At 45.7% G+C, this 21,129-nt stretch carries 25 protein-coding genes; 6 read left to right on the forward strand and 19 right to left on the reverse strand.

The window, feature by feature from the left end:
- Positions 1-66 precede the first annotated feature (66 nt).
- The 13 genes from Dvar_RS25860 to Dvar_RS25920 form a co-directional block, all read right to left on the reverse strand.
- Entirely contained in the window at positions 67-939 is an 873-nt protein-coding gene (locus tag Dvar_RS25860) for a DUF3150 domain-containing protein (protein WP_419656010.1), read from the reverse strand.
- Positions 940-1,026: 87 nt separating this feature from the next.
- Positions 1,027-1,224: a DUF2997 domain-containing protein gene (locus tag Dvar_RS25865; protein WP_419656011.1), complete on the reverse strand. Its 198-nt coding sequence runs from the start codon at positions 1,222-1,224 to the stop codon at positions 1,027-1,029.
- 16 nt (positions 1,225-1,240) lie between these two features.
- Positions 1,241-1,615, reverse strand: a complete 375-nt coding sequence (locus tag Dvar_RS25870; protein WP_419656012.1) for a DUF1257 domain-containing protein — start codon at positions 1,613-1,615, stop codon at positions 1,241-1,243.
- Positions 1,599-3,023: an AAA family ATPase gene (locus tag Dvar_RS25875; protein ID WP_419656013.1), complete on the reverse strand. Its 1,425-nt coding sequence runs from the start codon at positions 3,021-3,023 to the stop codon at positions 1,599-1,601. The genes Dvar_RS25870 and Dvar_RS25875 overlap by 17 nt, the downstream gene beginning before the upstream one ends.
- Positions 3,024-3,094: 71 nt before the next feature.
- Entirely contained in the window at positions 3,095-3,598 is a 504-nt protein-coding gene (locus Dvar_RS25880) for a hypothetical protein (protein WP_419656014.1), read from the reverse strand.
- A 15-nt stretch (positions 3,599-3,613) separates the two neighbouring features.
- A complete protein-coding gene (locus tag Dvar_RS25885; RefSeq protein ID WP_419656015.1) occupies positions 3,614-4,396 on the reverse strand; it encodes an ArdC-like ssDNA-binding domain-containing protein in 783 nt (260 codons plus the stop codon).
- Between the two features lie 123 nt (positions 4,397-4,519).
- On the reverse strand, positions 4,520-4,714 hold the full coding sequence (locus Dvar_RS25890) for a hypothetical protein (RefSeq protein WP_419656016.1): 195 nt from the start codon (positions 4,712-4,714) through the stop codon (positions 4,520-4,522).
- Positions 4,698-5,087, reverse strand: coding sequence for a DUF2958 domain-containing protein (locus tag Dvar_RS25895; RefSeq protein WP_419656017.1), 390 nt, complete (start codon positions 5,085-5,087; stop codon positions 4,698-4,700). The genes Dvar_RS25890 and Dvar_RS25895 overlap by 17 nt, the downstream gene beginning before the upstream one ends.
- Before the next feature lie 567 nt (positions 5,088-5,654).
- Positions 5,655-5,825: a hypothetical protein gene (locus tag Dvar_RS25900; protein WP_419656018.1), complete on the reverse strand. Its 171-nt coding sequence runs from the start codon at positions 5,823-5,825 to the stop codon at positions 5,655-5,657.
- 312 nt (positions 5,826-6,137) lie between these two features.
- Entirely contained in the window at positions 6,138-8,072 is a 1,935-nt protein-coding gene (locus Dvar_RS25905) for an ATP-binding protein (protein ID WP_419656019.1), read from the reverse strand.
- Positions 8,073-8,089: 17 nt separating this feature from the next.
- A complete protein-coding gene (locus Dvar_RS25910) occupies positions 8,090-8,836 on the reverse strand; it encodes a RecB family exonuclease (protein ID WP_419656020.1) in 747 nt (248 codons plus the stop codon).
- Positions 8,820-8,969 (reverse strand): hypothetical protein, encoded by a 150-nt coding sequence (locus Dvar_RS25915; RefSeq protein WP_419656021.1) that lies wholly within the window; start codon positions 8,967-8,969, stop codon positions 8,820-8,822. Before Dvar_RS25915 ends, Dvar_RS25910 begins: the two co-directional genes overlap by 17 nt.
- Positions 8,966-9,481: a hypothetical protein gene (locus Dvar_RS25920; protein WP_419656022.1), complete on the reverse strand. Its 516-nt coding sequence runs from the start codon at positions 9,479-9,481 to the stop codon at positions 8,966-8,968. Before Dvar_RS25920 ends, Dvar_RS25915 begins: the two co-directional genes overlap by 4 nt.
- Positions 9,482-9,613: 132 nt before the next feature.
- On the opposite strand from Dvar_RS25920, the gene Dvar_RS25925 reads away from it, so the two are divergent.
- On the forward strand, positions 9,614-10,123 hold the full coding sequence (locus Dvar_RS25925; RefSeq protein WP_419656023.1) for a hypothetical protein: 510 nt from the start codon (positions 9,614-9,616) through the stop codon (positions 10,121-10,123).
- A gap of 245 nt (positions 10,124-10,368) precedes the next feature.
- Here the strand turns inward: Dvar_RS25925 and Dvar_RS25930 are convergent, their stop codons facing one another.
- The 6 genes from Dvar_RS25930 to Dvar_RS25955 form a co-directional block, all read right to left on the reverse strand.
- Positions 10,369-10,671, reverse strand: a complete 303-nt coding sequence (locus Dvar_RS25930) for a hypothetical protein (protein WP_419656024.1) — start codon at positions 10,669-10,671, stop codon at positions 10,369-10,371.
- Positions 10,672-11,368: 697 nt separating this feature from the next.
- A complete protein-coding gene (gene dinB, locus Dvar_RS25935) occupies positions 11,369-12,499 on the reverse strand; it encodes a DNA polymerase IV (protein WP_419664162.1) in 1,131 nt (376 codons plus the stop codon).
- Between the two features lie 142 nt (positions 12,500-12,641).
- Positions 12,642-13,205: a hypothetical protein gene (locus Dvar_RS25940; protein WP_419656025.1), complete on the reverse strand. Its 564-nt coding sequence runs from the start codon at positions 13,203-13,205 to the stop codon at positions 12,642-12,644.
- A 515-nt stretch (positions 13,206-13,720) separates the two neighbouring features.
- Entirely contained in the window at positions 13,721-14,572 is an 852-nt protein-coding gene (locus tag Dvar_RS25945) for a hypothetical protein (protein ID WP_419656026.1), read from the reverse strand.
- A 787-nt stretch (positions 14,573-15,359) separates the two neighbouring features.
- Positions 15,360-16,598 (reverse strand): Cdc6/Cdc18 family protein, encoded by a 1,239-nt coding sequence (locus Dvar_RS25950; protein WP_419656027.1) that lies wholly within the window; start codon positions 16,596-16,598, stop codon positions 15,360-15,362.
- Between the two features lie 319 nt (positions 16,599-16,917).
- Positions 16,918-17,166 (reverse strand): hypothetical protein, encoded by a 249-nt coding sequence (locus Dvar_RS25955; RefSeq protein ID WP_419656028.1) that lies wholly within the window; start codon positions 17,164-17,166, stop codon positions 16,918-16,920.
- A 216-nt stretch (positions 17,167-17,382) separates the two neighbouring features.
- Between Dvar_RS25955 and Dvar_RS25960 the strand changes: the two genes are divergently transcribed.
- The 5 genes from Dvar_RS25960 to Dvar_RS25980 all read left to right on the forward strand — a co-directional run bounded on the left by Dvar_RS25960 (position 17,383) and on the right by Dvar_RS25980 (position 21,001).
- Positions 17,383-18,168, forward strand: coding sequence for a ParA family protein (locus Dvar_RS25960; protein ID WP_419656029.1), 786 nt, complete (start codon positions 17,383-17,385; stop codon positions 18,166-18,168).
- 498 nt (positions 18,169-18,666) lie between these two features.
- Positions 18,667-19,446, forward strand: coding sequence for a hypothetical protein (locus Dvar_RS25965; RefSeq protein WP_419656030.1), 780 nt, complete (start codon positions 18,667-18,669; stop codon positions 19,444-19,446).
- Positions 19,430-19,792, forward strand: a complete 363-nt coding sequence (locus Dvar_RS25970) for a hypothetical protein (RefSeq protein ID WP_419656031.1) — start codon at positions 19,430-19,432, stop codon at positions 19,790-19,792. Before Dvar_RS25965 ends, Dvar_RS25970 begins: the two co-directional genes overlap by 17 nt.
- A gap of 272 nt (positions 19,793-20,064) precedes the next feature.
- A complete protein-coding gene (locus Dvar_RS25975; RefSeq protein WP_419656032.1) occupies positions 20,065-20,478 on the forward strand; it encodes a hypothetical protein in 414 nt (137 codons plus the stop codon).
- A gap of 262 nt (positions 20,479-20,740) precedes the next feature.
- Positions 20,741-21,001 (forward strand): DUF370 domain-containing protein, encoded by a 261-nt coding sequence (locus tag Dvar_RS25980; RefSeq protein ID WP_419656033.1) that lies wholly within the window; start codon positions 20,741-20,743, stop codon positions 20,999-21,001.
- Positions 21,002-21,129: the final 128 nt, after the last annotated feature.

Raw genomic sequence — 21,129 nt, forward strand, 5'->3', positions numbered from 1 at the left:
GAAATGTGAAGGCCCTTCCGTTCATGCGAAAGGGCCTTTGGTATTAGTGTTGATGGTAGTTGCGAGTTAATTGAGCACGATTTTGCGTCGCGGACGTGTAAGGACGTCGGCCATGGCGACCTCCACCTGCTGCATGTCCCGAGCAATTTGTTGTTTGAGGTGGTCGTTGGAGCGAATCGCGTTGGCCGAACGGTTGCCGAGGATCGCCTGGGCGCGCTCGACCAGTTCGGCCAGTTCCGTGTCCCGGAACAGGTTGCGATCTTTGAATGTTTCGAAAAACTCGTAAAAGTTCTCCACCGTGGTATTTTTGAATACCTTGGGCTTGCCGTCGGGACCGGTGGCGAACCGGTCGGTGATGCGTTCGATCAGGCCGGCAAACTCGCCGCGAAGCGATTCCACAGCCATCTGGCGGGCCTGTTCCATGGTCTGGACAAACTTCTCTTTTTCTCGCTGATAAACCTCCGGTGCCAATATGGCCGTATTGCCGTTTGGCACGTCCAGGACCACAAATCGCCAGCAAAAGGAAAATTTGCCGGCCACATCCACGGGATAATCCATTTCATTGAACAGCGAGCCCAGGTGCACGGCTGCTGCAGCACGCAGCTGTTCGTAATCGGCGATAAAGCCGTCTACGCACTGATTGAACTGGAATTTGAACTCGCTGAGCTTGTCATCCACGCGGTTGATCATCTCCTTGGGCATGAACACCATGCCTTGGATGGGAAAGGGCAGGCTGGAGGCTGCCAGGTAGGAACGACTGGCGTTGACCACGCGTTTTATCGGTTTCAACGCATCCGGCTCCACCAGCTTTTTGCTGGCGGTGAGCCACTCCGGCGTTGCGATCCTATCGGTCAGTTGCGCCGGCTGAATCTTGCGGGCAGCCCCCCAAACGCTTGCAGACAATTGAACCAGGCATCCTTTTTCGAACAGGTTTTCCATGACGCACTCCTTTCGTTGCCGATCATTGACCGGCCGTGATGAAAATTGATGGATTTGGGATGGATTGAGGAAAACGGAAAAGGCGGGTTACCCGCACAGGGGCAGGTATTTCTTGATCGTGGTGGGGCATTGCTGCCAGTAGGCGGGGGTCAGTTGGCGGGTGGTTTCGGTACCCAGCAGGTCTTTGATGAATTGGGCTTCGGCAACACAGCTGTTGCCTTTGAACCCGCGGGTTTCGATCCTGATTTCGCCATCGTCGGAGATGTCGATGATGATCTCTTTCATGAAAGTCCTCCTATCTTTAGGTCAGGCGCACATGCAACCGGATACCGGTAGGGGTTTTGCGTTCCACTACCGTGTAGGCTTTTTTGCGCGCTTCGATACGGGTTTTGGCCACGGCATAGGCCTGTTTCAACCATCCGCCCTGGCGGCCGATGGCCTTTTCGATGGCAGCATCGTAATAGTCGCAGTTGAGTTCCCAGGCGTTGTTGTTTTTAACCACTCCGATTTCATACCGTGCACCGGGGATCCGGATAGCGTGCTGGCACTGCGATGACTGGCCGTACCACTGGAATTGTTCCTGGCGAGCACAAAACTCCAAGTTCAACGCACGGCAGGCCTGCTTGAGGGCGGATAAATCCTTAACCTCCAGTTCGATTTTACTGATGTGCGACATGGCAATTGATCCTCCTGATGGGTTTGGGGGTATGGGCTTGAGCATTGTTGGCCCGACGGGCCCGGGTAGCAGCCCACTGCTGCAACGCAGTGATCTGCTCTTTCATGGTTTTGGACAGGGGCACGATGGTATCCAAGGCCGTGTCCAGACCGTCGAACAGAGCGTCCTTGGCCAGCTGCTCGATCTCGGCACCGGTCCACCCGTCGAGCTGGTCTGCATAGTCTTCGGGTATCTGGGCCTGGTAGCGGGCATTCATGATTCGGATGATGTCGATTCTTTCCTCTGTGGATGGCAGGTCCACGAAAAACATGGCATCGAACCGGCCGGCCCGCATGAACTCAGGTGGCAGTTGATCGATGCCGTTGGCTGTGGCCAACACTAATACCGGGCTGGTAGTCTCCTGCAGCCAGGTGAGAAAATGGCCGAACATACCGGCCGTGGTACCGCCATCTGTTTGGCCCGAGGATTGGACCCCGGCAAAACCCTTCTCGATCTCGTCCAACCACACCACGGCTTTACCGAAAGCATCGATGGTGGCCGTGGCCTGTCGGATGCGTTGTTCGCTCTCACCAACCAGGGAACCTTTCAGGGCGGACAGGTCTAATCGGAGCAGGGGCCAACCCAGGATGGATGCGGCCGCTTTGCAGGAGAGACTTTTGCCGGTACCGGGGATGCCCACCAGCAGTAAAGCCTTGGGTTTGGGCAGGTGCTCATTGTCCGGTTCAAAGGCCTTCTTGCGGTTGGCCAGGTATTGTTTGAAGCGTTCCAGTCCACCGACATGGTCTTTCGGAACCGGCGGCCAAAACTCCATCAGGCCAGTTCGTTTGATCATTTGCATTTTCTGCTCGGTGACCACCCGTGTACAAAACCGCTTGGTGGTGACCAGGCTCAGGGCAAAGGCGGTTTCGCTTTCGAATTCGGTCAAGCCGAGCGCCGCATCGATGGCCGGCGGGTGAATGTCGACCCCGACGCTATCGGCCAGGTCCTGTTGAATGCGCTGCAGAGCCTGCCGGTCGGGCAGCTTGAACTCCAGGGCAGTGAAATAGGTACCGATTTCCACTGGCAATTGAACCGGTGGGCCTACCAGGATGAGGCAACACCCGGAGGCCTTCCAGATGGCGATACTGTTCTGGATCTCCTGGATGATCTCTATCGATGCGATGAAGTGGTGGAAGTTTTGTACCATCAATACCGTGTCGTTCTTTGCGGCCAACCAGCGCAAAGCTTCCAACGGGTCGGTAATGTCTTCGATGATCCTACCACTGTCGGCAGCACTGATGCCGCGCAAACAATCCCAGGTGAACGACTGCCAAGCGCCGGCATGGATGGTTACGATGGCGCGCTGGGGTTCAATGGTGGTGATGCATAGGCCTGGATAACCGGCTTTAAGGTAATGGGTGATGTCCATGATCCGTCTCCTTTTGCTTGGGTAGGGAAAAAAGCCCCATGCAGATCGCAAGAGGCATTTGGGTGCTGAGTTTAATAAAGATGGTCTTTCACCTGATCGTGATCGAAGTCCTCCACGTCACAATCCGAGTTGAACCGTTCCAGTTCTGCTGGTGTGATTAAAGGACCGACAACGGGTTCCACCCGGTAAAGACGAAGGTGCCCACCGAATTCCTTGCGCAGCTGGCCCAGTTCGGATATTGCTTCAGCCGGATCGTCAAAGCCGATGGGATCGTCATAGGATACGACGGTAAATCCCAGCGGGTGGATTGGATTGGCGATCACATAAATGGACGGCTGCATGCCTGCGGACCGTTTCTTCACTGTTTCGCGTACATCCACGAATTGATCGTTGTCATCGAGAAAGTCTTTGACATTGGTCAGCATGCCCTCGGCTGTCCACACGGCTGCATCTGTTTTTTCCAGGTCCGACTCGCGGGCAACTTGGGCCAGTGCATCAATGGCTGGGTCTGGTTCGTCGAACATGCGTACCTGGTCGATGATGCCACCATACACCTGGATGAATACAAATTTCATTTTTCACCTCCTTATTCATGATGATTGGGTTCCTGTCAGAATGAGGCCCATGACCTTTTCCGTTTCTCCGAGCACTTTCAGGCAGGCCGCATACGGACTCATTTTGATTTTCTCTGCGTAGTGTTCGATGTACTGGAAAGAGTTACCGGTGGTATCGACGATGCGTTTGCCCACCAGGCGGCAAAGGGCCTGAGCGGAAAGTTCGGCTACGATTTCTTGAAGCGGGTCCTGTCCTTTGGTGAGAGAGCCCTTGATCTTCTCGTGCGCGGCATGGGCCAGTTCGTGGAAAAACACTTTCTCTTCCGGTGCCGCCAAGGCAATTTCGTTTCGATCCGGCGAATAATAGCCCCGGTAGCGATAATTACCAGGCACCGCTTTGACCGAAATACCCCAGACCTGGGCTCTTTCCAAAAGCGGCAGTACGGGAAGCTCGACTTGTTCGTAATCCAGCGGTTTGCCTTCGGTGTCTTCGCAGGCAAAGACCGGGGAAGCTTTAAAGTAGCGTAATGTCTCTTTCTCCTCGCCGGTCTCTTCATCGACCTGGGCTTTCATGCATGGCACCAGGATATAGATGGCCTTGGCACCTTTTTTGACCCACCGATCGGCCTGCTTCCATTGCCTGAACCCCCTGGCGTCGGCTGTGCCGGAAAGGAACATCAGCGTACGGTTAGTAAAGGACCACTTGGTGCTGGGGATGTCCGGGATGGGATAGCTGGCAATGGCCACGGCCTCGGGGATGTCGCCGGATCTGAAATTCTCGACGATGGTGTTCAATACGGATCTTACTTTCTCGTTCATGAGTTTCACCTCCTTGAAAATGCCAAAGGCGCTTTTCGAAGTACCGAAAGCACCTTTTTGCGTTATTGTGGATTTGTGGAATTGGGGTGGATTAACTTCAGCGAAAGGTATGGTTGGCTTCTGTCAGGTGCGGTTGAACGGGCATTGATGACAAAAGCTGTCGTCCCTGCAGGAAGCACACACCCTATGAGCTGCGATCTTGCGGCCGAGATAATCGAAGATTTCGATTTGGGCTTTTGTCATCGGCAGGTTCATGGCCCATGCGATGCGCCGCAGCACCGCACTGCAAAACAGATTCAGCTCAGGCGTGTAGGCCATCTGAGTCTCCTTTTCCCCGATGGGATGCAGACTGTTTTGGCATTGACCAGCCGTTTCCCTTGCAAATCGTTTTGATTGTTGAGGCTCGTTTTACCGGAAAATATTCCTCATGTTCACAATCGACTTCAATGCCACCAATTGACAACGCCTTTAGTTCGGTGAGGCTGAAATAGCCCCACTCGGCCATCTGGTAGTCGTTGTTCAAAATAGCGTAGCCGAAGAACAAGTCTTGGCCGTCGTATTCGGCAACGTACCAGTCGCAGCCACCGATGAAAAAATGCATGTAGATTTGCTTGTCTTTGAGCGGTATATGCTCGGTGTCATAGAGCCTGGGTATTTGATCTAATCTTTTTTTACTGGGTACATTCCACATGGTTTCACCTCCTAAAAATGAAAAATCGCGTCACTGTGATCAGTTGACGCGATGGGTTAAAAACAAAACCGCCCGGTTAGGCGGTTTGCTGGTGTTCATTATTTTCAAATGACTGCTATTCAGCAGGGATAAAAAATATCTCTGTCATGTACCGACAAAATGGGCAGTATCGTTCACCAAAATCTTTATAGTTCTCCCCTTCGGTAAGCCAGATCAATAGATATTGATTGCCACACCGCTGACATGTCTGCGGTGGCGAAAGCTCTGTTCCATCGTTCATGTGCTGGTTATTCATGAATCAAATTCCTTTTTGGGTGTAGGTTTCAAACCACCATTTGGTCAAAAATACGGTGCAGGGTCCGGCTACACCTGACGAACCGAGCTATTTCGACGCGAACATCCCTTGGGTGATTGGCTGTTAAGATGCTTTGATGGAGCATTTGGAGGCCAACGATGGCTAAAATCACTCTACAACGGGTATCAACGTTCGTTACCTTCTGGCGCCCAAAGGTTGCGTTAAACCGCTGTTGGACCTTCCTCAGTACGCAATCAAAATAGTGAAACATTTTAGGGGCACTTCGACCAGCCGCAATGGGGGCAATAGGGGCAGTTACCGGAACGATAGGTCTTTTGACCGCAGTCTGGGCAGCGCTCTCCACCATCGTTGAATTTTGTTGTTTGTGGTTCAGGAAGTGCTTCGTATTCTCTTTTTCGGGAGCTGTTTTCGGTGATTTCCATGATAGACCTCCTTTGATTGGATAAGATTGTTGGCAAGACATCGAATTCTCCTTTCTGTTAATAGAGTCTCGGAATCCCGACTTTTATTAACCAGAGAAATGCTAAAAAGACGGGAGATAGCTCACGCTATGAAAAAAACCGGTCCCCTGACGGAGACCGGCCCCTACTGCACGGCGTCGATGTTACTGCTTTAGTTGTGGCCGTTAATGGTTGGTTTTAAGTTGGGATGTATCCGGTGCGCCTGTCGCTATTTGTTATCCGCAGCCGATACATTTTTCGGTTGAGCATGATGGATTGGATGATTGGAGGCGATTAAATGGCGGGTGGGTTGTTGATAAAATCCTTGACATAATTGATTTGGATTTTGGATTTATCCGGGATAATGAGAGTGTCGAACATCTCCCTGATTTTGATTTCTGCTGCCTTGTTGGTTGCCAGCATGTATTTTTGGTCAGCCTTATACTGTGCCAGTTTGATCAAATTGGAATGGATATCGGATTTACCAGTCTCCACCTGGATCGCCAGAGATCGGTGATAAGACTCGACAACGAGGTCAATGTTATCTTTTTCGACAAACGTAAATCCTTCTTGATTGAGGTAATGATGTTTGATTTTCTCGACAAAATATCGATGCTCCAATCCACCGCGACCGTTTAAGGCGAACTTTTTCCCGAGGATTTTCTTCCCGATTGATGTCAAATCATACAGTTTTTGTCGGTCAATCATGCAGGGTTTTACCAGCTGATGAGTGATCAGTTCATCGATGACCTGGTATCCTTGGGTGGGTTTCAGACCCAATTCTCTGAATCGCTTGACTACTCCGATGATCGGTTTTTGGGCTATGTTTTCCAACATGATCCGGCCCAGGGGGGATAAAGATTCTCGTTTTGGAATCGTTCGAATCGTGCTCGGTTGGACCAATGGCGTCGGTTTTGCCTGCAAATCCTGCAAATAGCCTCGCATATGGCTTTTCACGTCTTCATCGGTCACTAAACCTTTTCTCAGCGGAATGTGGGGAATGGACAATAGGATGGGGGTTGCCAATCGATCAGAGCGGCAGATTGCCTGACCGATGGTCAGCATTGAAAGGTATTTTTTCTGATTGGGATCCAGGAGCATAGCATTTGCGATGGCCTGTACATCCTGATTCAGCGACATGGCAAGTGCGAACTTGGTGGACAAATTGCCCAGGGCCGAGACCGACATCTTACTCGGGTGTTGATCGATGATGATCATCGCCTCGCCCAATTCACGGATCTCCCGCATGATCACATCTGCGATATCCTCTTCCTGTCGGGTTTTCAAAAACAGATGGTGCGCCTCTTCAATGATCATGAAATGCTTCAATATCTCCCGTTCGGGTTGACGCATCCGGTAATGATATATCCATAATAATAAGGTGCCGATGACAAAGGCTTGGTCACAGGCGGAAAGCCCGTCCAACTCGAGGATCACCTTTTTTTTAAGTAGATCGGGGATGGAATATCCCTGCTCGCAGTTGACCATCTCACCCAGACCAGGATAGTTAATGGCGTTCAAGGTCCGCTTGACACTGGCCCACCATAACAGCTCCCGCGCTTTCTTTTTCTGCTTTAAGACCTTTTGATGCATCTCCTTGAACGTTTTTTCATCCGCATTTTCCATCAACACATCAGCCGCACCCAAACCCAAAAAGTAGACCTTTTCAATAAGCTGCGAAAGTTGTTTGGTCCACACATAGGCTTCAATCCCCTCGGGTGATTGTTTTGGATTGAAATAAAAAGGCACCTCTTCATTCCGGCCAACGGTAAAAATCAAGATCTCATGGCCGGTGAATTCTGGTTGTTTGATCAGATCCCGATAGTTGCGTTTATAGTCGAAGATCAAAAAAGGATGATCTTTTTTGACCAACTCCCGGATGATGTTGACGGTCAGGGTGGTTTTACCGGACCCGGTTTTGCCGAAGATCCCGCAATGACGAATCCACTCTTGCGTTCTGATCCCGAAGATTCCCATGGACCGATCCGGATAAACAACATTGCCGATCGGATAGTCTCCGGTGAGTTCAGTTGACTCTGGCGGTGGCAGTAAAATTTGTTCCGATGGTAAACCTGGCACTTTCTGGGCGATCAGCATGTCCAGCAAGGTTTCGATCTCCTGCCGCTTTCTAAAATCAGACTCAAAGGTATAACGAATGCGCAATCCGTTCCACTGGGTAAACGGCAGCACCGGTTTCAACAATTTGAATTTTTCTTCAACACGATCCATGGCACACCCTTGAACCATCATTTAACCAAGCCTTGTTCACAAAACCCTCCGCAAGTGCATGGATAATCGATCTCATTGCTCGAAATCGTTTTTTCATGCACCGATTCAACCAACAACTTGGCGTAATCCAGCAAATGTTCATCGATATAAATAGGTACCGGTTCCCCGGGCTCAATTAAAAAGTGGATCCACACGGCGTCGGGCATCTCCTGATAGCGTTCCTGATAAAGCAGCGCATAAATCATTGCCTGGCGCTTGATGTTATCCGTCAATACCGCTTGCTGGGATGTTTTGTAATCTATGATCACGGCTCTTCCGGGATCCTGGAAAACCGCATCGATGATACCCATCAGGCTCAACGCGTTCGAAAATAAACGAAGCTCACTGAAATCGGGACATTTCAAATTGTGCGTCAACAACCAGTTGCTGTAGTTTAGTAGCATCTTCTCGCTTTGCTGACGAAAATCTTCCAGACTCGCTTTTCCCATGTTGAGTGCCTCTAATTGCGGGTACGCATGACTCCAAAATCGGTTAAAAGTGGTTAATAGGTCGGAACGGATGGCATCGATATGGGTTTCCGGATGGATCCGAGGATGGTTTTTTTGAAATTCATGCAAAGCGCGGTGAACGAGTTGCCCGCGAATTAAATGGATCGATGGTCGACTTTTCAATCGTTGGATATAGCGCAGGTAAAATTTTCGGGGGCAATCAAGATAGATGTTAATGGCCGTGGGTGATAGGATCCGCTTAGGAATTTTGATCACCTCGATTTTTCTTATTGAGCACGGAAACGAAGACCGAAATGATCTCTTCAAGCTGATCGTTTTCCATCAATAGCGCATAGCACAACGGCGCGCTGACTAGTTTATTCACATCGTTACGGGTTACACGTTTCATATTGATTCCTCCATATTCTGACACAAGGCCTGCTTGTGTTGCTCTTCCAATGCTTCGATCTTGGCAAATCGCAGTTCCTTGTTCAAAAAGCTTAGATCCCGGAAAAAAGCAGTTTCTTCCCGGCGCTTTTCTGCTTCCAGATCCAGAATTTTATTTTCCAGGTCGATACGTTGTCGGTCAAAAAACTCTCCGCCCCTGGAAAGGATCAGATTCCTGCAAGTGCATTGGTCGTAGTTGATCCGATACAACAATTGCCCACTAATGTATGACCGCACACCCATGGCGGTATAAAGCATCTCGATTTTATATCGATTGAGGTCCTGTTTTTGTCGCAGGAATTCTTCGATGCCGGGTGTGTAGGTAGCCGACATAGGGTCATCGACCGCCGTATATAGCGGGCTTGATACTGCAGGACGGTACCGGTTTTCATAGTCAAAATAGTTTGGATCCGGAGGAAGATACGGCTGGTGTGCGTATCGTTCAGTGGGCTGCGAAGGGCTCTTCAGGTACATTTTATGGCCTCATGGTACTTTTATTACTGGTAAGTGGTACAGCTATATAAATATTTCGCTGATTGACCTGACTATAGGAATGAGAGCTGAATTTTTTTCTGCTAACCATACAAACTCCTGAGGAGGGATGAGATGGGAAACAATTACGAAAATTTTGAAGAATTACCGGATGAATTTCTTGAAAATTGGCAAGAGGATATCCCGGATGTGCATTGGGCTGAGAATATCGCGAAAATTCAAGATCCAGAAATTCGTCAACGGGAAATCGATGCAGCGAACGAAATATTGGAAAAACAGCAGGCCGTAAACGAGAAACACAAAAGTGGGGAGATGAACGACTATCATTTTTGGGAGGCAAACACATTTGATCTGAGGCAGGAAAAGACGAAAGCCTCAACCCGAAGCGCATTGGCTTCAGAAGGCCTGAGCTTTGACATGTTAGGTGATATCGCTGAAGATTGGGATTTTGTATCTGCGGACAAGCAGAAAATGATGGGACTGAAAGATGACCTTAAAAAAACGATCAGACGTCTGGGACCAGGTCCAGCTCAAGAACTTGCCAACAAGCAATTGGCGGAAGGAAAACTGTCAGATGAGGCCTACAAAATGATCTCCAGACAAGTGCGGCTATACAAAAAATAGGGCTCTATTCTTACTCTATATTTATTGTATTTTTTAGAATTTATTTGAATTTATTTATTTTTCTCCTATTTACTTAGATTAAATACGCATACGTTATTTTTCTTTCGTTTTCATTGATTTTCGCTAATTTTCTTTATTTCACCCTTTTGGCCTATTGGCCTTGCCCAGCTGCTATGCTGCCCACCCCCGGCCCTACGGGCCGGGGGCTATAAATTGCACCGAAGGTGACTAACATTTTTGCACCCTCATATTTTATTTCTTATTCTTTCCTGAATCTTCACGATTCTGTCTTCTATATTTTTTATATCTGCCTGAATGATGCCTTCGATTTTATCCTGTTGAAGCATCTTTATGGCCTCAATCCCCGATTTGACCCAAGCGATTTTCTGCAAAATTTTTTCAATTTCTGAAATATCCGCTCTTCCTTTTTGAACTTGTTCCCAGCGTTCATTGACCTCAGTGTAATCCGCTTTTACCTGACGGATCAGAATAGTCTGTTCCGCCAATTGATGATCCAGGTCTTGATAAAATGGATTATTCCTATGCATATCCATCTCTCAGTGGCTTTGATTTAAATACTTTTCGCTGACCTTGATCCGCTAAATTATAAGGCTAACTGTCTCCCCCATAACCACCTCTGACACAAACCAACAAATGTGGCTTTGTGCATATGGGGGTCTGTGCATATGCACCAGTGTGTAGGATTTTGAGAATCCCGCACGCCTTCAAGCGAATTTAACCATTCGCAATTTTTCCATGATAGAGCAAAACAATACCATTTTCATGGTAGTGTGCTCTATCGCCACTATTATTTTCGCCCACAATAGTCATAGAACTTGATTCTATGTTTGAGATGATCCGCAACTCGCTGTCAAGAGATTGTTGCCATCGATACCTATCTCACCTTCAATCCTGAACTCTTTTATAATGCCCGCTATTTTCCTAAAAAGTTGTTTCGGGAAACAGGATCCTTCGGCAATCCCGACAAAAAGCCCACCGGTTTTTGTTTTCATAGTCACCGAGGGAGATGCCGCATCCCGAACATACTCTACAGATTATCCGATCCCATTGAGGATTCGATACTCGATATCGAATCGTTCTGGATTGTCGATATCCATATTGAAATTTTTCAATCGCCTTTTTGATTTCTTGATAAGCAGGCGTGTACATGCTTATCACCTCCATTGTTTTTATTGTTCAATGGAGGTGTAGAAGGAACATGTCGAAACACCGGCAAAGTGTCGCTCACCATGATCGATCATTGTCTGGCCAGCAATTTTTATCTGGATCCTTGAATGGTAACGGTAATTGCACCCAGCCATTAGAATTCTGTTGGGCATCCAAGAAATTGGAGACCGTAATGCCCAATAGACGCACCTTGATTTTCCCGGCATCAGTATTCGCAAGCAGCTTTTTGACCGCTGCTATGATCGTACTGGAGCTGGTTATCGGCTCTGGAAAAGTGACACTCCGCGTGACAGTTTGAAAATCATGATATTTGACTTTCAAGGTTAATGTCAGTCCTTGGCGATCTTCACGCCGCAATCCATCCGCCACCTTCCTGGCAAGATCATCAAGGATAACGATCATCTGGTGGGTGTCGTCAATGTCGCTTGTAAGGGTGATCTCTTTGCCGTATGATTTATGGGTACGATTGGGTTGTACCGGTCGATCATCCCGCCCATGTGCAATATGATAATAGTATGCGCCCACTTTTCCAAAGCTTTGGACCAAACGCTCAAGACTGATTTTTTTCAGGTCTGCGCCGGTTTTGATGCCCAGGTTTAGCATGCGTTCCTCGGTAACCCTCCCCACACCAAAAAATCTACGGATAGGTAATTGGTCGATAAACGCCGGTGCATCATCTGGCGTGATGACGGTGATACCGTTGGGCTTATTACAATCAGAGGCGACCTTTGCCAGAAATTTATTGAACGAAACTCCAGCGGAGGCTGTCAACCCGCCTGTTACATGAACAATTTGTGTTCTGATCTGCTGCGCGATCTGGGTGGCCGATGATAGCCCTAATTTATTATGGGTCACATCCAAAAACGCCTCATCCAAGGAAAGGGGTTCAACTAAATCGGTGTATTGAAAAAAAATCTCTCGGATCTGATGGGAAACAGTTTTGTAGACATCAAATCGGGGCCGGATAAAAAATGCTTGAGGGCAAAGCCGATAGGCAGTGGCGCAAGCCATTGCCGAATGAATACCGAACCTGCGGGCTTCATAGGAACAGGCAGCGACTACCCCACGGCTACTTGGATCACCACCCACAATCACCGGTCTGCCTTTCAGCTGCGGATTGTCTCTTTGTTCAACCGATGCATAGAAGGCATCCATATCGATGTGAATGATTTTTCGAATGAAGTACATGCGCTTGTGGATCAAAAAGGTTTTCTGAAATTGACTACACCATTCAATGGTCTGTCAACCATGTTGACACAAACCGAAAAAAATATAAACGACCAACGATTTCCTTACTCCGGGACCAAGGGAGTTTCCAATCTGAATAGACTCAGCGGTCCCAGTATTCAGGGGGCGCATATCGCGCCCATATCCTTCTGGCTTCTAAAATCCTACGGTTCAATTCAGCGATTTTTTGTTCGAGAGTCGATCGTCTATCGTAATCCCTGCAATTTTGAAGTTGAACAATTAGAACAGCCAACCGATCACGGAATTTGAGATCAAGGAAGTTTTCGTATCGTTTTTCTATTTCATCGCGTCCATCGGAACTGTTGATGGATGAATGTAAGATTGCAAGGTTCTGGATGTGTTCCATGATTTTACCCATTGCATATCCGTATTTGTCAAATGCAGGACGTTTAAAATCAGCGGAATTAAATGCACTGTATTCAGAATCAGTTGCAGTGACATCATGGAATGCAAATTCATCTTTGTTGTCATTTTTGGGAATCAACAGTAGCAATTCAAAATCTCTGAAAAGGTAACAGCGAATAAATTCCAATCGGTCTCGGATTTCATCATCGCTCATCTTGTAATAGGGATTGTTCATACGAATTGCGATCAAACCGGCTCTCGGCGGTAATAATTCTTCTGGGATACAGTTTTCTGTGTTCATGGTTAATTCCTCTGGGAGTGGGTCTTTGCCCCCTCTCTTTTTCAATTCATTAAAAAGAGAGGGGCCATTGTATTCGAAGTGGAGAAAAAGACATGAAAAAAGAACCTACCATTTAGTATATTGGCTTAAAGGGAATCGAGCCGACCCGGCAGGGGAAACCTTAAAATAGGGGTTTGCGATGAGCAAAAGGCGCAGCCGTCCCCTATTTATTGGTTTAGGCTTTGAGTAGGTTCTATTTTTGGAAACCAGTGAAAAATTCAAGAAATAATGGGGATACAAGAAGATTTGTAGAGATCGACAAGCAACCTGAGGCATTAGTAGTCAATGAAATCGAGAGGATCTTTGACATTGCGCATTTGCCGCAGCCGTTCATCGATAAAGTAAGTTTTCCCATTATCCAACGTGACAGTTGGTAACATCCTTGGCAATGTCGATTTATTTGTTTTCATGGTATCACGCTCCGTTTGATTTTTCACGGAGCGTGCATCTAAAGATATTCATCCGATTGTGGTTGTTCAACAATTTTCACTTTTCTGATAGATCAGACAATATTCATGCTTGATCGGTATCAGGAACGGATTCTTGTTCTTGTAATTTATTCTTTCGCTATGACAGTTATGCTGTATCTTGATGATGATGGACTTTAGTTGGCCGATATTGGGGTTTGATAGAAGCGTTCTGAAAAGTGGATAATAATTTCCATCTTTGCGTTTATCCCCGATGAGAATGGCTATAATACCGTATGGCTTGATTACGCCGATTAATTTTTCAACCGAACTGTTCAATTTATCCTCGAATTCGGCTAAGGTTTGGCAGGCGCTCAAATCGCAGGGATTGCTGGAGTACTTGATAATATCCCAGTAGGGAGGATGGAACCATACCATGTCAAATTGTTTGTTTGGCATTGGGTCTGAGGTGATATCAAAGCCTGATTTTAGGTCTCTGCCTTCGTAGAAAATGTTTCTTTGCCGGAATCTATTGATACCGGCAACCACCTCTTTAATGGTTCCGCTTCCTTCTGCTGGATCAAAAACGCTCTGGCATTTGAATCGTAGAATGAGATCTTTCACCAAGTAGCCGCTGCAATTGCCTCTGTAGCTTGAATCCCCCCACGGACCTCTATCTGGGTACGATACAACGCTGTTCAAATTTTCAATCTCGCTGTATATCCCATAAAAACCATCGCCATAGGTTCGGATTTTTTCTTCCAGGTTCCTTGTTCTGGACATTTCTGAAAGTCTGGCACGAATGGTATGTTGCGGGACTTCAGGGCGGATTTGTGTAATTTGAAGATGGATCTCTTTGATATGGCCTGAACCGTTTTCGGAAACGAATTCCAGGATCAGGTGTTTAATTGTGTGTTTCATCTTATCACGCTCCGTTTTTATTGATAGTGGAGCGTGATATTTAGAAACTTCCTTTGGACGAAAAATTCTCCAAAAATCAGCTGTCCTGATAGATAAAAAACAACCTAACATATAAAAATTAAAGGTACATTTTAATACAGATAGCCACATTTCTTGGCTTACTGGGCGTTCGAAATGAGGTTTTCCACAAAAGCTCATTCACATAAATACACATCTGCAGATATGCTGTACAGGTGACACTGTCTCTTTTCCCAAAAAGTTGATAATCGAAATCTATATTAAGAAGAGCTACTTATCCTTTTCTGGGTGAAACTATGGCAATCTGGGATATTTTTCGGCAACAGTACGTGGAGGGCAAGGTTCGGGATAGACACCGGCTCGCAAACGGCAATATCGGTTTGATCGTGGAGGATAGCGTGGACCAACGACGCTACCATGTGGAATTCAATGATGGCAGGCCCGGTTTGAATAATTTTTATGGGCTGTTCAAAACTCCGTTTGAGAACAAAAGTGACCCCTTATACAAACTCATTGCCAAGGGTGATTATATTGGAGTTAGCTTAAATTACAACAGGATCCCTTTTAAACAGGCCTATCAATTACACTCAGTTTCCCCGATACCACAATACCGAGCACCAATTACTCGATATAATCAGCCAAGGTTGTTTTCAGCACCCTATTGAACAAGGGCCTTTCATCGAATCGATGAAAGAATTGGTGAGGCTTTTAGAATTGGAAAGGATCTATAGCAAGCTGCTTTGGTAAGGTTTCTTTTCACACCAGCATTTTACGGTGACCTGCCCGTCGATAACAACCGATCAATTACCTGATTTGGCAGAGCTCCCATTATTTCCCGAGTTTTACCGTAGCGTCCCATGGAGACTACCCGTGCATTGATCAGCCCGTAAAGGTCTAAAAAACTGATCATGTCACAGAATCGGCGTTGAGTCAGTGGACGGTAATTTTGGATTTCACACAAACTTCTGTAGGTTTCGTATGATTGGCCAGTGGTGATCTTGATAGAACCGTTTCGCAAAAGGCAATAACAAGCTTGTAGTGCCAGTCGTTGCTGTACCGCCAGAACCTGGATTAGCTCTATTGTCTTATCCACTTCCAATCGGTGCTCGGCAATATCAACCTCATCCAATCCTAAATATCCCGAGCTATCCTCAGCAACCTGAACAGCCTTGGTTAGCAATTCAACGGCTTTCCGCGCGTCGCCGGTCTCACGGGAAGCATATGCAGCAATTTTATTTAAAGCTGCAGGATCGATCTTGTCAGTCTTGAGCGCCTTTTTTGCACGTAGTTTCAAGATCTCAAGCAAATCCAGTGCATCATATGGTTCAAAGATGATGTCGCTCTTCTTTAGAAAGCTGAGGATTCTTGGATCCAGGGTTTTTTCCCAGTCCAAGCGATTGGTCAACATAATCAATATCAAACGGCAATCGACCTTCCTTGGAAGAGTTTTCCCAAAGAAAGTAAGAAAACCATCTGGATTGGGTCGGATATTATCCACCTCGTCGATCAAAAGGCACAAATAGTCTGAACTTTTCTTAATAGCGTCCTTGATTTTTGCCTGCATGTACTCAACAGGAATACCCTTACGATATCTGCGGTTGGATTCATTTAGGGCAATCGCTGCTTCATTTAAGGCCCCGAAGTATGTTTTTGGAGATGTCAAATCGATATAGACATACTTAAACCCAATGCCCCGTCGAGCAGCCGCTTCACTGAATTTGGATAATACATGTATCAGTGAGACCGTTTTACCACTACCCGTGGGCCCATAAATCAACGCTGACGGCGGGTGTGATCTATCCAGTACCGGTGTAAGGTGGGCAATTATCCGGCTGAGCTGCTTTTGTCGGATTTTTTGATTGAAAATTTGGTTTAAAACAGCAATGCGCTCTTCTTCAGGAAGTTTTTCATCATCCAAGAAATCAGGCCGAATTAAGATAGTCCGATCTTTTCGAGCTGCATGCAGCGATTCAATGAGGATTTCGGTGCTGTCAAGGATAAGATTCATTTTCCATCGGAAATTTCCTGACCTTACCTCTTTTACCTTTTATATAAATATCTTTGGTTTCTCTTCTCAGTGATAACGCAGCCAGGTAGGTGGGAAAGTTTCCGATGGAACTTTGCTTTTAAATTTGAACGGTTTAATTGATATATATATTTTCTATATAGAAAATATAATAATATAATAAAGAGTTATAAGCGCAACCACTGGTGAGTGACAGTGTAAAACTGCAGAAGTAATACCTCTACCTTTTGAGTTTTGATTTCCATCGGAAATCTACCCACCCAGCAATTTAAAAGAATCGGGATCTATAAAATTGATCTAATTACATTTCGATGAAAAACGCCCTATTCATCATTGCATAACCAATGTTTGATGATTCCATCATTTCCTGCTCACTTAACATCTCTTCAGATCCGTCAATATAGTTTATTATCTCAAATTGATTTTCGCGTTCATTATACCATATATGACGACTACTCCTCAGCCCTCCTTTCAGGAGAATGAAGCATTCACATCCATCTATAGAACTTCTTTTTAGTTCTTCAATTGAAGTTATTAGTTTTATTTTCATTTTTTTCACCTTTAACGATTCTTGAAGACCGAGGGTCAAAATCAAACTGAAAGATGCTTTCTCGATATTTAAAAGAAAGCATCTTTAAAATTTAAGGGTAATTATCGATTGCGGTGCCAAGAGATGTCTTACGCTGAGCCTATATATCAACCATGAAAAAACCCACAGACACACATTTCCACAAAATTTAAATATCAGAAGGATTCATCCGTAAATATGGTCATTATCGCTATCGCCAATCAGAAAGGCGGGGTTGGAAAAACAACCATTACCTTAAATTTGGCCCATATTCTGAGTCGAAGTAAAAAGGCCTCTGTTTTAGTTGTTGATAATGATCCCCAGGGAAATCTGACTCGATCCTTTTTCAAGGAACAACCACCAAAGGAGGCTCATGTTCTCAATATTTACGATGAAAAATCGTTGAAACCGGCAATCTGTAATCCACGGTTGCATTTGTTATGGGCGGATATTTCCCTCGCGCCAGTGGCTGAACGCGATTTTTCAGTAATTTTCAGGCTGAAGGATGGAATAGAGCTTTTAGAACCGAAACCAGGCAAATCGTATGATTACGTTCTTATCGATTGTTTGCCTTCTTTTGGACATCTTCAGCTTGCAGCGTTAAATGCGGCCGACTTTGTTTTAATTCCAGTCCGGCCATCCCCATATGCTTTGGCGGGGATGCAAGCACTTTTTCAAACCATTGAAAAAACAAAGAAGTATTTTAATCCAAAGCTTAAGGTGTTGGGCATCGTGGTAAATCAGATCGATGGCCGACGAATCGTAATAGAACGTGAAATGGAGTCAGCATTGAGAGAAACCTACGCCGATCTAGTATTTCAACATCGAATCCAAAAACGCGTTCGGGTGGAAGAGAGCCCTTCATTCCATCAAAGTATACTCCAGTACGATCGGAAATCGCCAGCAACGATTGAATTTAAATCCGTAGCACAAGAGATGAAACGCCGCATCGCTGAGATTGATCAAAATGAATTCAAAAACTGAAAAAAAAGGAAGGTTCAAGTCCAAGGGAGCCGAAATCCTTGGCCAGAATGCACCGAGTAGCGTGGAAAGTTTTCTAAATGATTCTAATGGATCTGAGAGTAACCCACAATCACGCCAACTCTCAATTCCACAAAACCTCAATTCCCCAAATGAGCCATTAAAATCATCAAATAGCCTGGGTAGGTTACACATCGAAGTCCGGCTTGATATCGCTCAGCGACTGATGCAGTGCGTCTTCCAAAGAAAATGTGATCCCCAACTCAAAGGCCGTGCAACCCAGCGAGCCGTCATTGAAGAGGCTTTAGAGGAATATTTCCGGAGGCATTCATAATTCCATGGGAAAACAATATGTCTTGATAAAATTACCCTTAGAGACGGTCCGGAATCTAAGGAAACGCCAGACCCAGTTAGGCAAACCCAGCATCAATGATCTTCTCATAGATATGATTCGTGTCTTTGATGATCGCAATGCCACCCTAAAATGTACTGGCTGGCGAGATGCTGGGGGTGTTTTGGGTGATTGAATCCCACCACCATAATCCTTTGATTCGTGATATCGCGAAAATGGAACCACAGGTGGAAGGCTTCCAACGAAATGTCCGAAGCTTTTATTTTGATGTAATCCTGTCAACTGTCAAATGCCCCCAATGTGCTGGTAGACTTCGTATGGTCGACCAAAGTAAGTGCCAGTGTCAATGCGGCTCGACTTTTGACCCCACATTAAGTTTTCAGGTTAGCCCTTGTTGTGGCGCAAAACTGCTTCGGAAAACGTCTCACTATGTGTGCTCGCTATGCGGGAAATCCGTTCCTTCAAAATTTATTTTCATGGAAAGGATTTTCGACAAAGATTATTTTAAAGAGATGATGCGAACATGCCGGGACCGAAAAAAACAACAAAGGGAAAGGATGCGACAATTGCTGGCCGCCTCACGTTCTGATGATTTGGAGTTAACGGCTGATCCTGACCTGGATAAAATCCCAGGGTTGTTGATCGATTTGGATGAGTTCATCGGTTCTCATATTGACTCGAATCAAAATTATTCAATCAAACTCCCCGACTCATTCAACATGGTAAGATACCGTAATCATATCCTCAGAGACCTTAGTTGGAATCCCGTTGAATTTTCAGAGATAGCACCGTTAATCGATAATCGACGTAAAGACCGCGTCTGGCGGTTTATCACATTAATTTATATGCAAAACGATAAAGAGATAAAGATCCAGCAACTTGAAAATGATCTACTGATCCAGAGGACGTACAATGAAACTCACGGTTAAGGATAAGGACTTTTTGGAGCAATTGAGAGCACTTCTCGATTCAAAGGACTTATCCATCGATCTGAAAGAAGATGGCCACAAACGCTTCGTATTGAGACAAAACTATGGCACCAAAATTGAGACTGCCTTTGGTCTATCCAGGCAAGGAATCCGGTGGCGTTTTCAACGGCTGTTTAACGACATCTATATATCAACTTACATGGCAATATTTTTTATCGAAAGTAATTTCGGCACCGAGCTTCGATCAAGGGCTCTGGAGATCGCAAAAGAGCAAATTGCTATTCGCAAAAAAGCTCAAAAAATGGGCAATATGAAAGTTTACCGACGAGAAACGCACATGAAATAGCCTTTGGCACGCCCTATCAATTTGTAAAGGTATTTGCCCTCCTAAATTTTCACGCCAAAATTGGCCCAAATCACCTATTCCACGCTTTTCACCATATCATTTGCCCGCCAGAGTACCTGGTTGCGCACCGTCTTCACGGAATCGCAGGGTTTTCGGTAAATCGCTATTTCCACTGAGTTCATTGGGATCGTAACGAAAAATTTTAACAACGGTGAGGAATCCCTAACCCTCGCGATGATCCGATTTTAATCAAATACCCAGGGGTAAAATATATGACCAGCACCAAAATCGAGTTTAATTGCCACAAAATCACCCGGATCCAAGGATTGGATGAGTTGGCAATGTTGCTGTTACCCAGCAATCGTAATCACCAAAGGATCTTTTTGGCAATATTCATTGAACTGAAATATTCGCCCACAGGATTCCTGACTTCTTTAACCGATCTTTGCTGCAAGTATGAGTTCAGCCCGCGAATGCTGGAAACTGTCCGCAGTAAAATGAGAAGGATGGGGATCATCGATCATGTCTCCCGCTTCAATAAAAGGTATGGATACAGGGAAGGTTGGATTATTTCCAGTCGATTTCAGAGGGGGTTGAAGCGCTTAGCTGAAATTTTCCAAGATGCAGGATCCCATAAAGAAAACCTCCAGGAGCAAAAGGACAGGGATCTTTTTCGATATCTTTGATTTTTAGAAGATTGTTGATCAAAGGAATATCAGGACTGTTGGGGGTGATGACTGCCCTCATTCTACACGCTCCAATAAAAAGTTCCTCCCCTAAAAGTCCACACATAAATTCCACCCAAACTTCGTAAAATAGGATCTGATAAAATTTTTTTTAATAAATCCTGTAAACATTTGACCTTTTATATACGAGCCAGTGAAAGAGTCGGTTTTGGATACACAGACCAACTGCGATCCGATTCAACATCAAAAGGAGATGATTTCAATGAATGTTTCCATTGGCCACAATAATTATATTAACAGTCGATATATTGTTGCCATAGTCCAAACGGACAGTTCCCCTTTCAAAAAGTTGAGATGTAGAGCCGACAAAGAACGGATGCTTGTCAATGCCACAGGTGGCCGGAAATCCCGAAGTGCCATCGTCATGTCCAGCAATCATGTGATTTTAAGTGCTCTGCAGGCAGACACTTTAAAAGAAAGGATTAAAAAAGAAGAATACCAATATGACCACGGAAATAGGTAGTCTCTATTGGGATAATCATTCTTCTAAAAAATAGACTCAGTGTTTTTCAACAACCGAATGTTGTTAAATAAAAAAGGAGAAAAAAATATATTTTTGGAAATCCTTCAAACATGTCCAATTTTGGTTTT

The organism is Desulfosarcina variabilis str. Montpellier (genome assembly GCF_048565275.1).
Lineage (GTDB): Bacteria > Desulfobacterota > Desulfobacteria > Desulfobacterales > Desulfosarcinaceae > Desulfosarcina > Desulfosarcina variabilis.

Bases quoted from the DNA above. Each gene is read 5' to 3' on its own strand.
- Dvar_RS25860 (WP_419656010.1), bottom strand. From the start codon at position 939: ATGGAAAACCTGTTCGAAAAAGGATGCCTGGTTCAATTGTCTGCAAGC.
- Dvar_RS25865 (WP_419656011.1), bottom strand. From the start codon at position 1,224: ATGAAAGAGATCATCATCGACATCTCCGACGATGGCGAAATCAGGATC.
- Dvar_RS25870 (WP_419656012.1), bottom strand. From the start codon at position 1,615: ATGTCGCACATCAGTAAAATCGAACTGGAGGTTAAGGATTTATCCGCC.
- Dvar_RS25875 (WP_419656013.1), bottom strand. From the start codon at position 3,023: ATGGACATCACCCATTACCTTAAAGCCGGTTATCCAGGCCTATGCATC.
- Dvar_RS25880 (WP_419656014.1), bottom strand. From the start codon at position 3,598: ATGAAATTTGTATTCATCCAGGTGTATGGTGGCATCATCGACCAGGTA.
- Dvar_RS25885 (WP_419656015.1), bottom strand. From the start codon at position 4,396: ATGAACGAGAAAGTAAGATCCGTATTGAACACCATCGTCGAGAATTTC.
- Dvar_RS25890 (WP_419656016.1), bottom strand. From the start codon at position 4,714: ATGGCCTACACGCCTGAGCTGAATCTGTTTTGCAGTGCGGTGCTGCGG.
- Dvar_RS25895 (WP_419656017.1), bottom strand. From the start codon at position 5,087: ATGTGGAATGTACCCAGTAAAAAAAGATTAGATCAAATACCCAGGCTC.
- Dvar_RS25900 (WP_419656018.1), bottom strand. From the start codon at position 5,825: ATGGAAATCACCGAAAACAGCTCCCGAAAAAGAGAATACGAAGCACTT.
- Dvar_RS25905 (WP_419656019.1), bottom strand. From the start codon at position 8,072: ATGGATCGTGTTGAAGAAAAATTCAAATTGTTGAAACCGGTGCTGCCG.
- Dvar_RS25915 (WP_419656021.1), bottom strand. From the start codon at position 8,969: ATGAAACGTGTAACCCGTAACGATGTGAATAAACTAGTCAGCGCGCCG.
- Dvar_RS25920 (WP_419656022.1), bottom strand. From the start codon at position 9,481: ATGTACCTGAAGAGCCCTTCGCAGCCCACTGAACGATACGCACACCAG.
- Dvar_RS25925 (WP_419656023.1), top strand. From the start codon at position 9,614: ATGGGAAACAATTACGAAAATTTTGAAGAATTACCGGATGAATTTCTT.
- Dvar_RS25930 (WP_419656024.1), bottom strand. From the start codon at position 10,671: ATGCATAGGAATAATCCATTTTATCAAGACCTGGATCATCAATTGGCG.
- dinB (WP_419664162.1), bottom strand. From the start codon at position 12,499: ATGTACTTCATTCGAAAAATCATTCACATCGATATGGATGCCTTCTAT.
- Dvar_RS25940 (WP_419656025.1), bottom strand. From the start codon at position 13,205: ATGAACACAGAAAACTGTATCCCAGAAGAATTATTACCGCCGAGAGCC.
- Dvar_RS25945 (WP_419656026.1), bottom strand. From the start codon at position 14,572: ATGAAACACACAATTAAACACCTGATCCTGGAATTCGTTTCCGAAAAC.
- Dvar_RS25950 (WP_419656027.1), bottom strand. From the start codon at position 16,598: ATGAATCTTATCCTTGACAGCACCGAAATCCTCATTGAATCGCTGCAT.
- Dvar_RS25955 (WP_419656028.1), bottom strand. From the start codon at position 17,166: ATGAAAATAAAACTAATAACTTCAATTGAAGAACTAAAAAGAAGTTCT.
- Dvar_RS25960 (WP_419656029.1), top strand. From the start codon at position 17,383: ATGGTCATTATCGCTATCGCCAATCAGAAAGGCGGGGTTGGAAAAACA.
- Dvar_RS25965 (WP_419656030.1), top strand. From the start codon at position 18,667: ATGCTGGGGGTGTTTTGGGTGATTGAATCCCACCACCATAATCCTTTG.
- Dvar_RS25970 (WP_419656031.1), top strand. From the start codon at position 19,430: ATGAAACTCACGGTTAAGGATAAGGACTTTTTGGAGCAATTGAGAGCA.
- Dvar_RS25975 (WP_419656032.1), top strand. From the start codon at position 20,065: ATGACCAGCACCAAAATCGAGTTTAATTGCCACAAAATCACCCGGATC.
- Dvar_RS25980 (WP_419656033.1), top strand. From the start codon at position 20,741: ATGAATGTTTCCATTGGCCACAATAATTATATTAACAGTCGATATATT.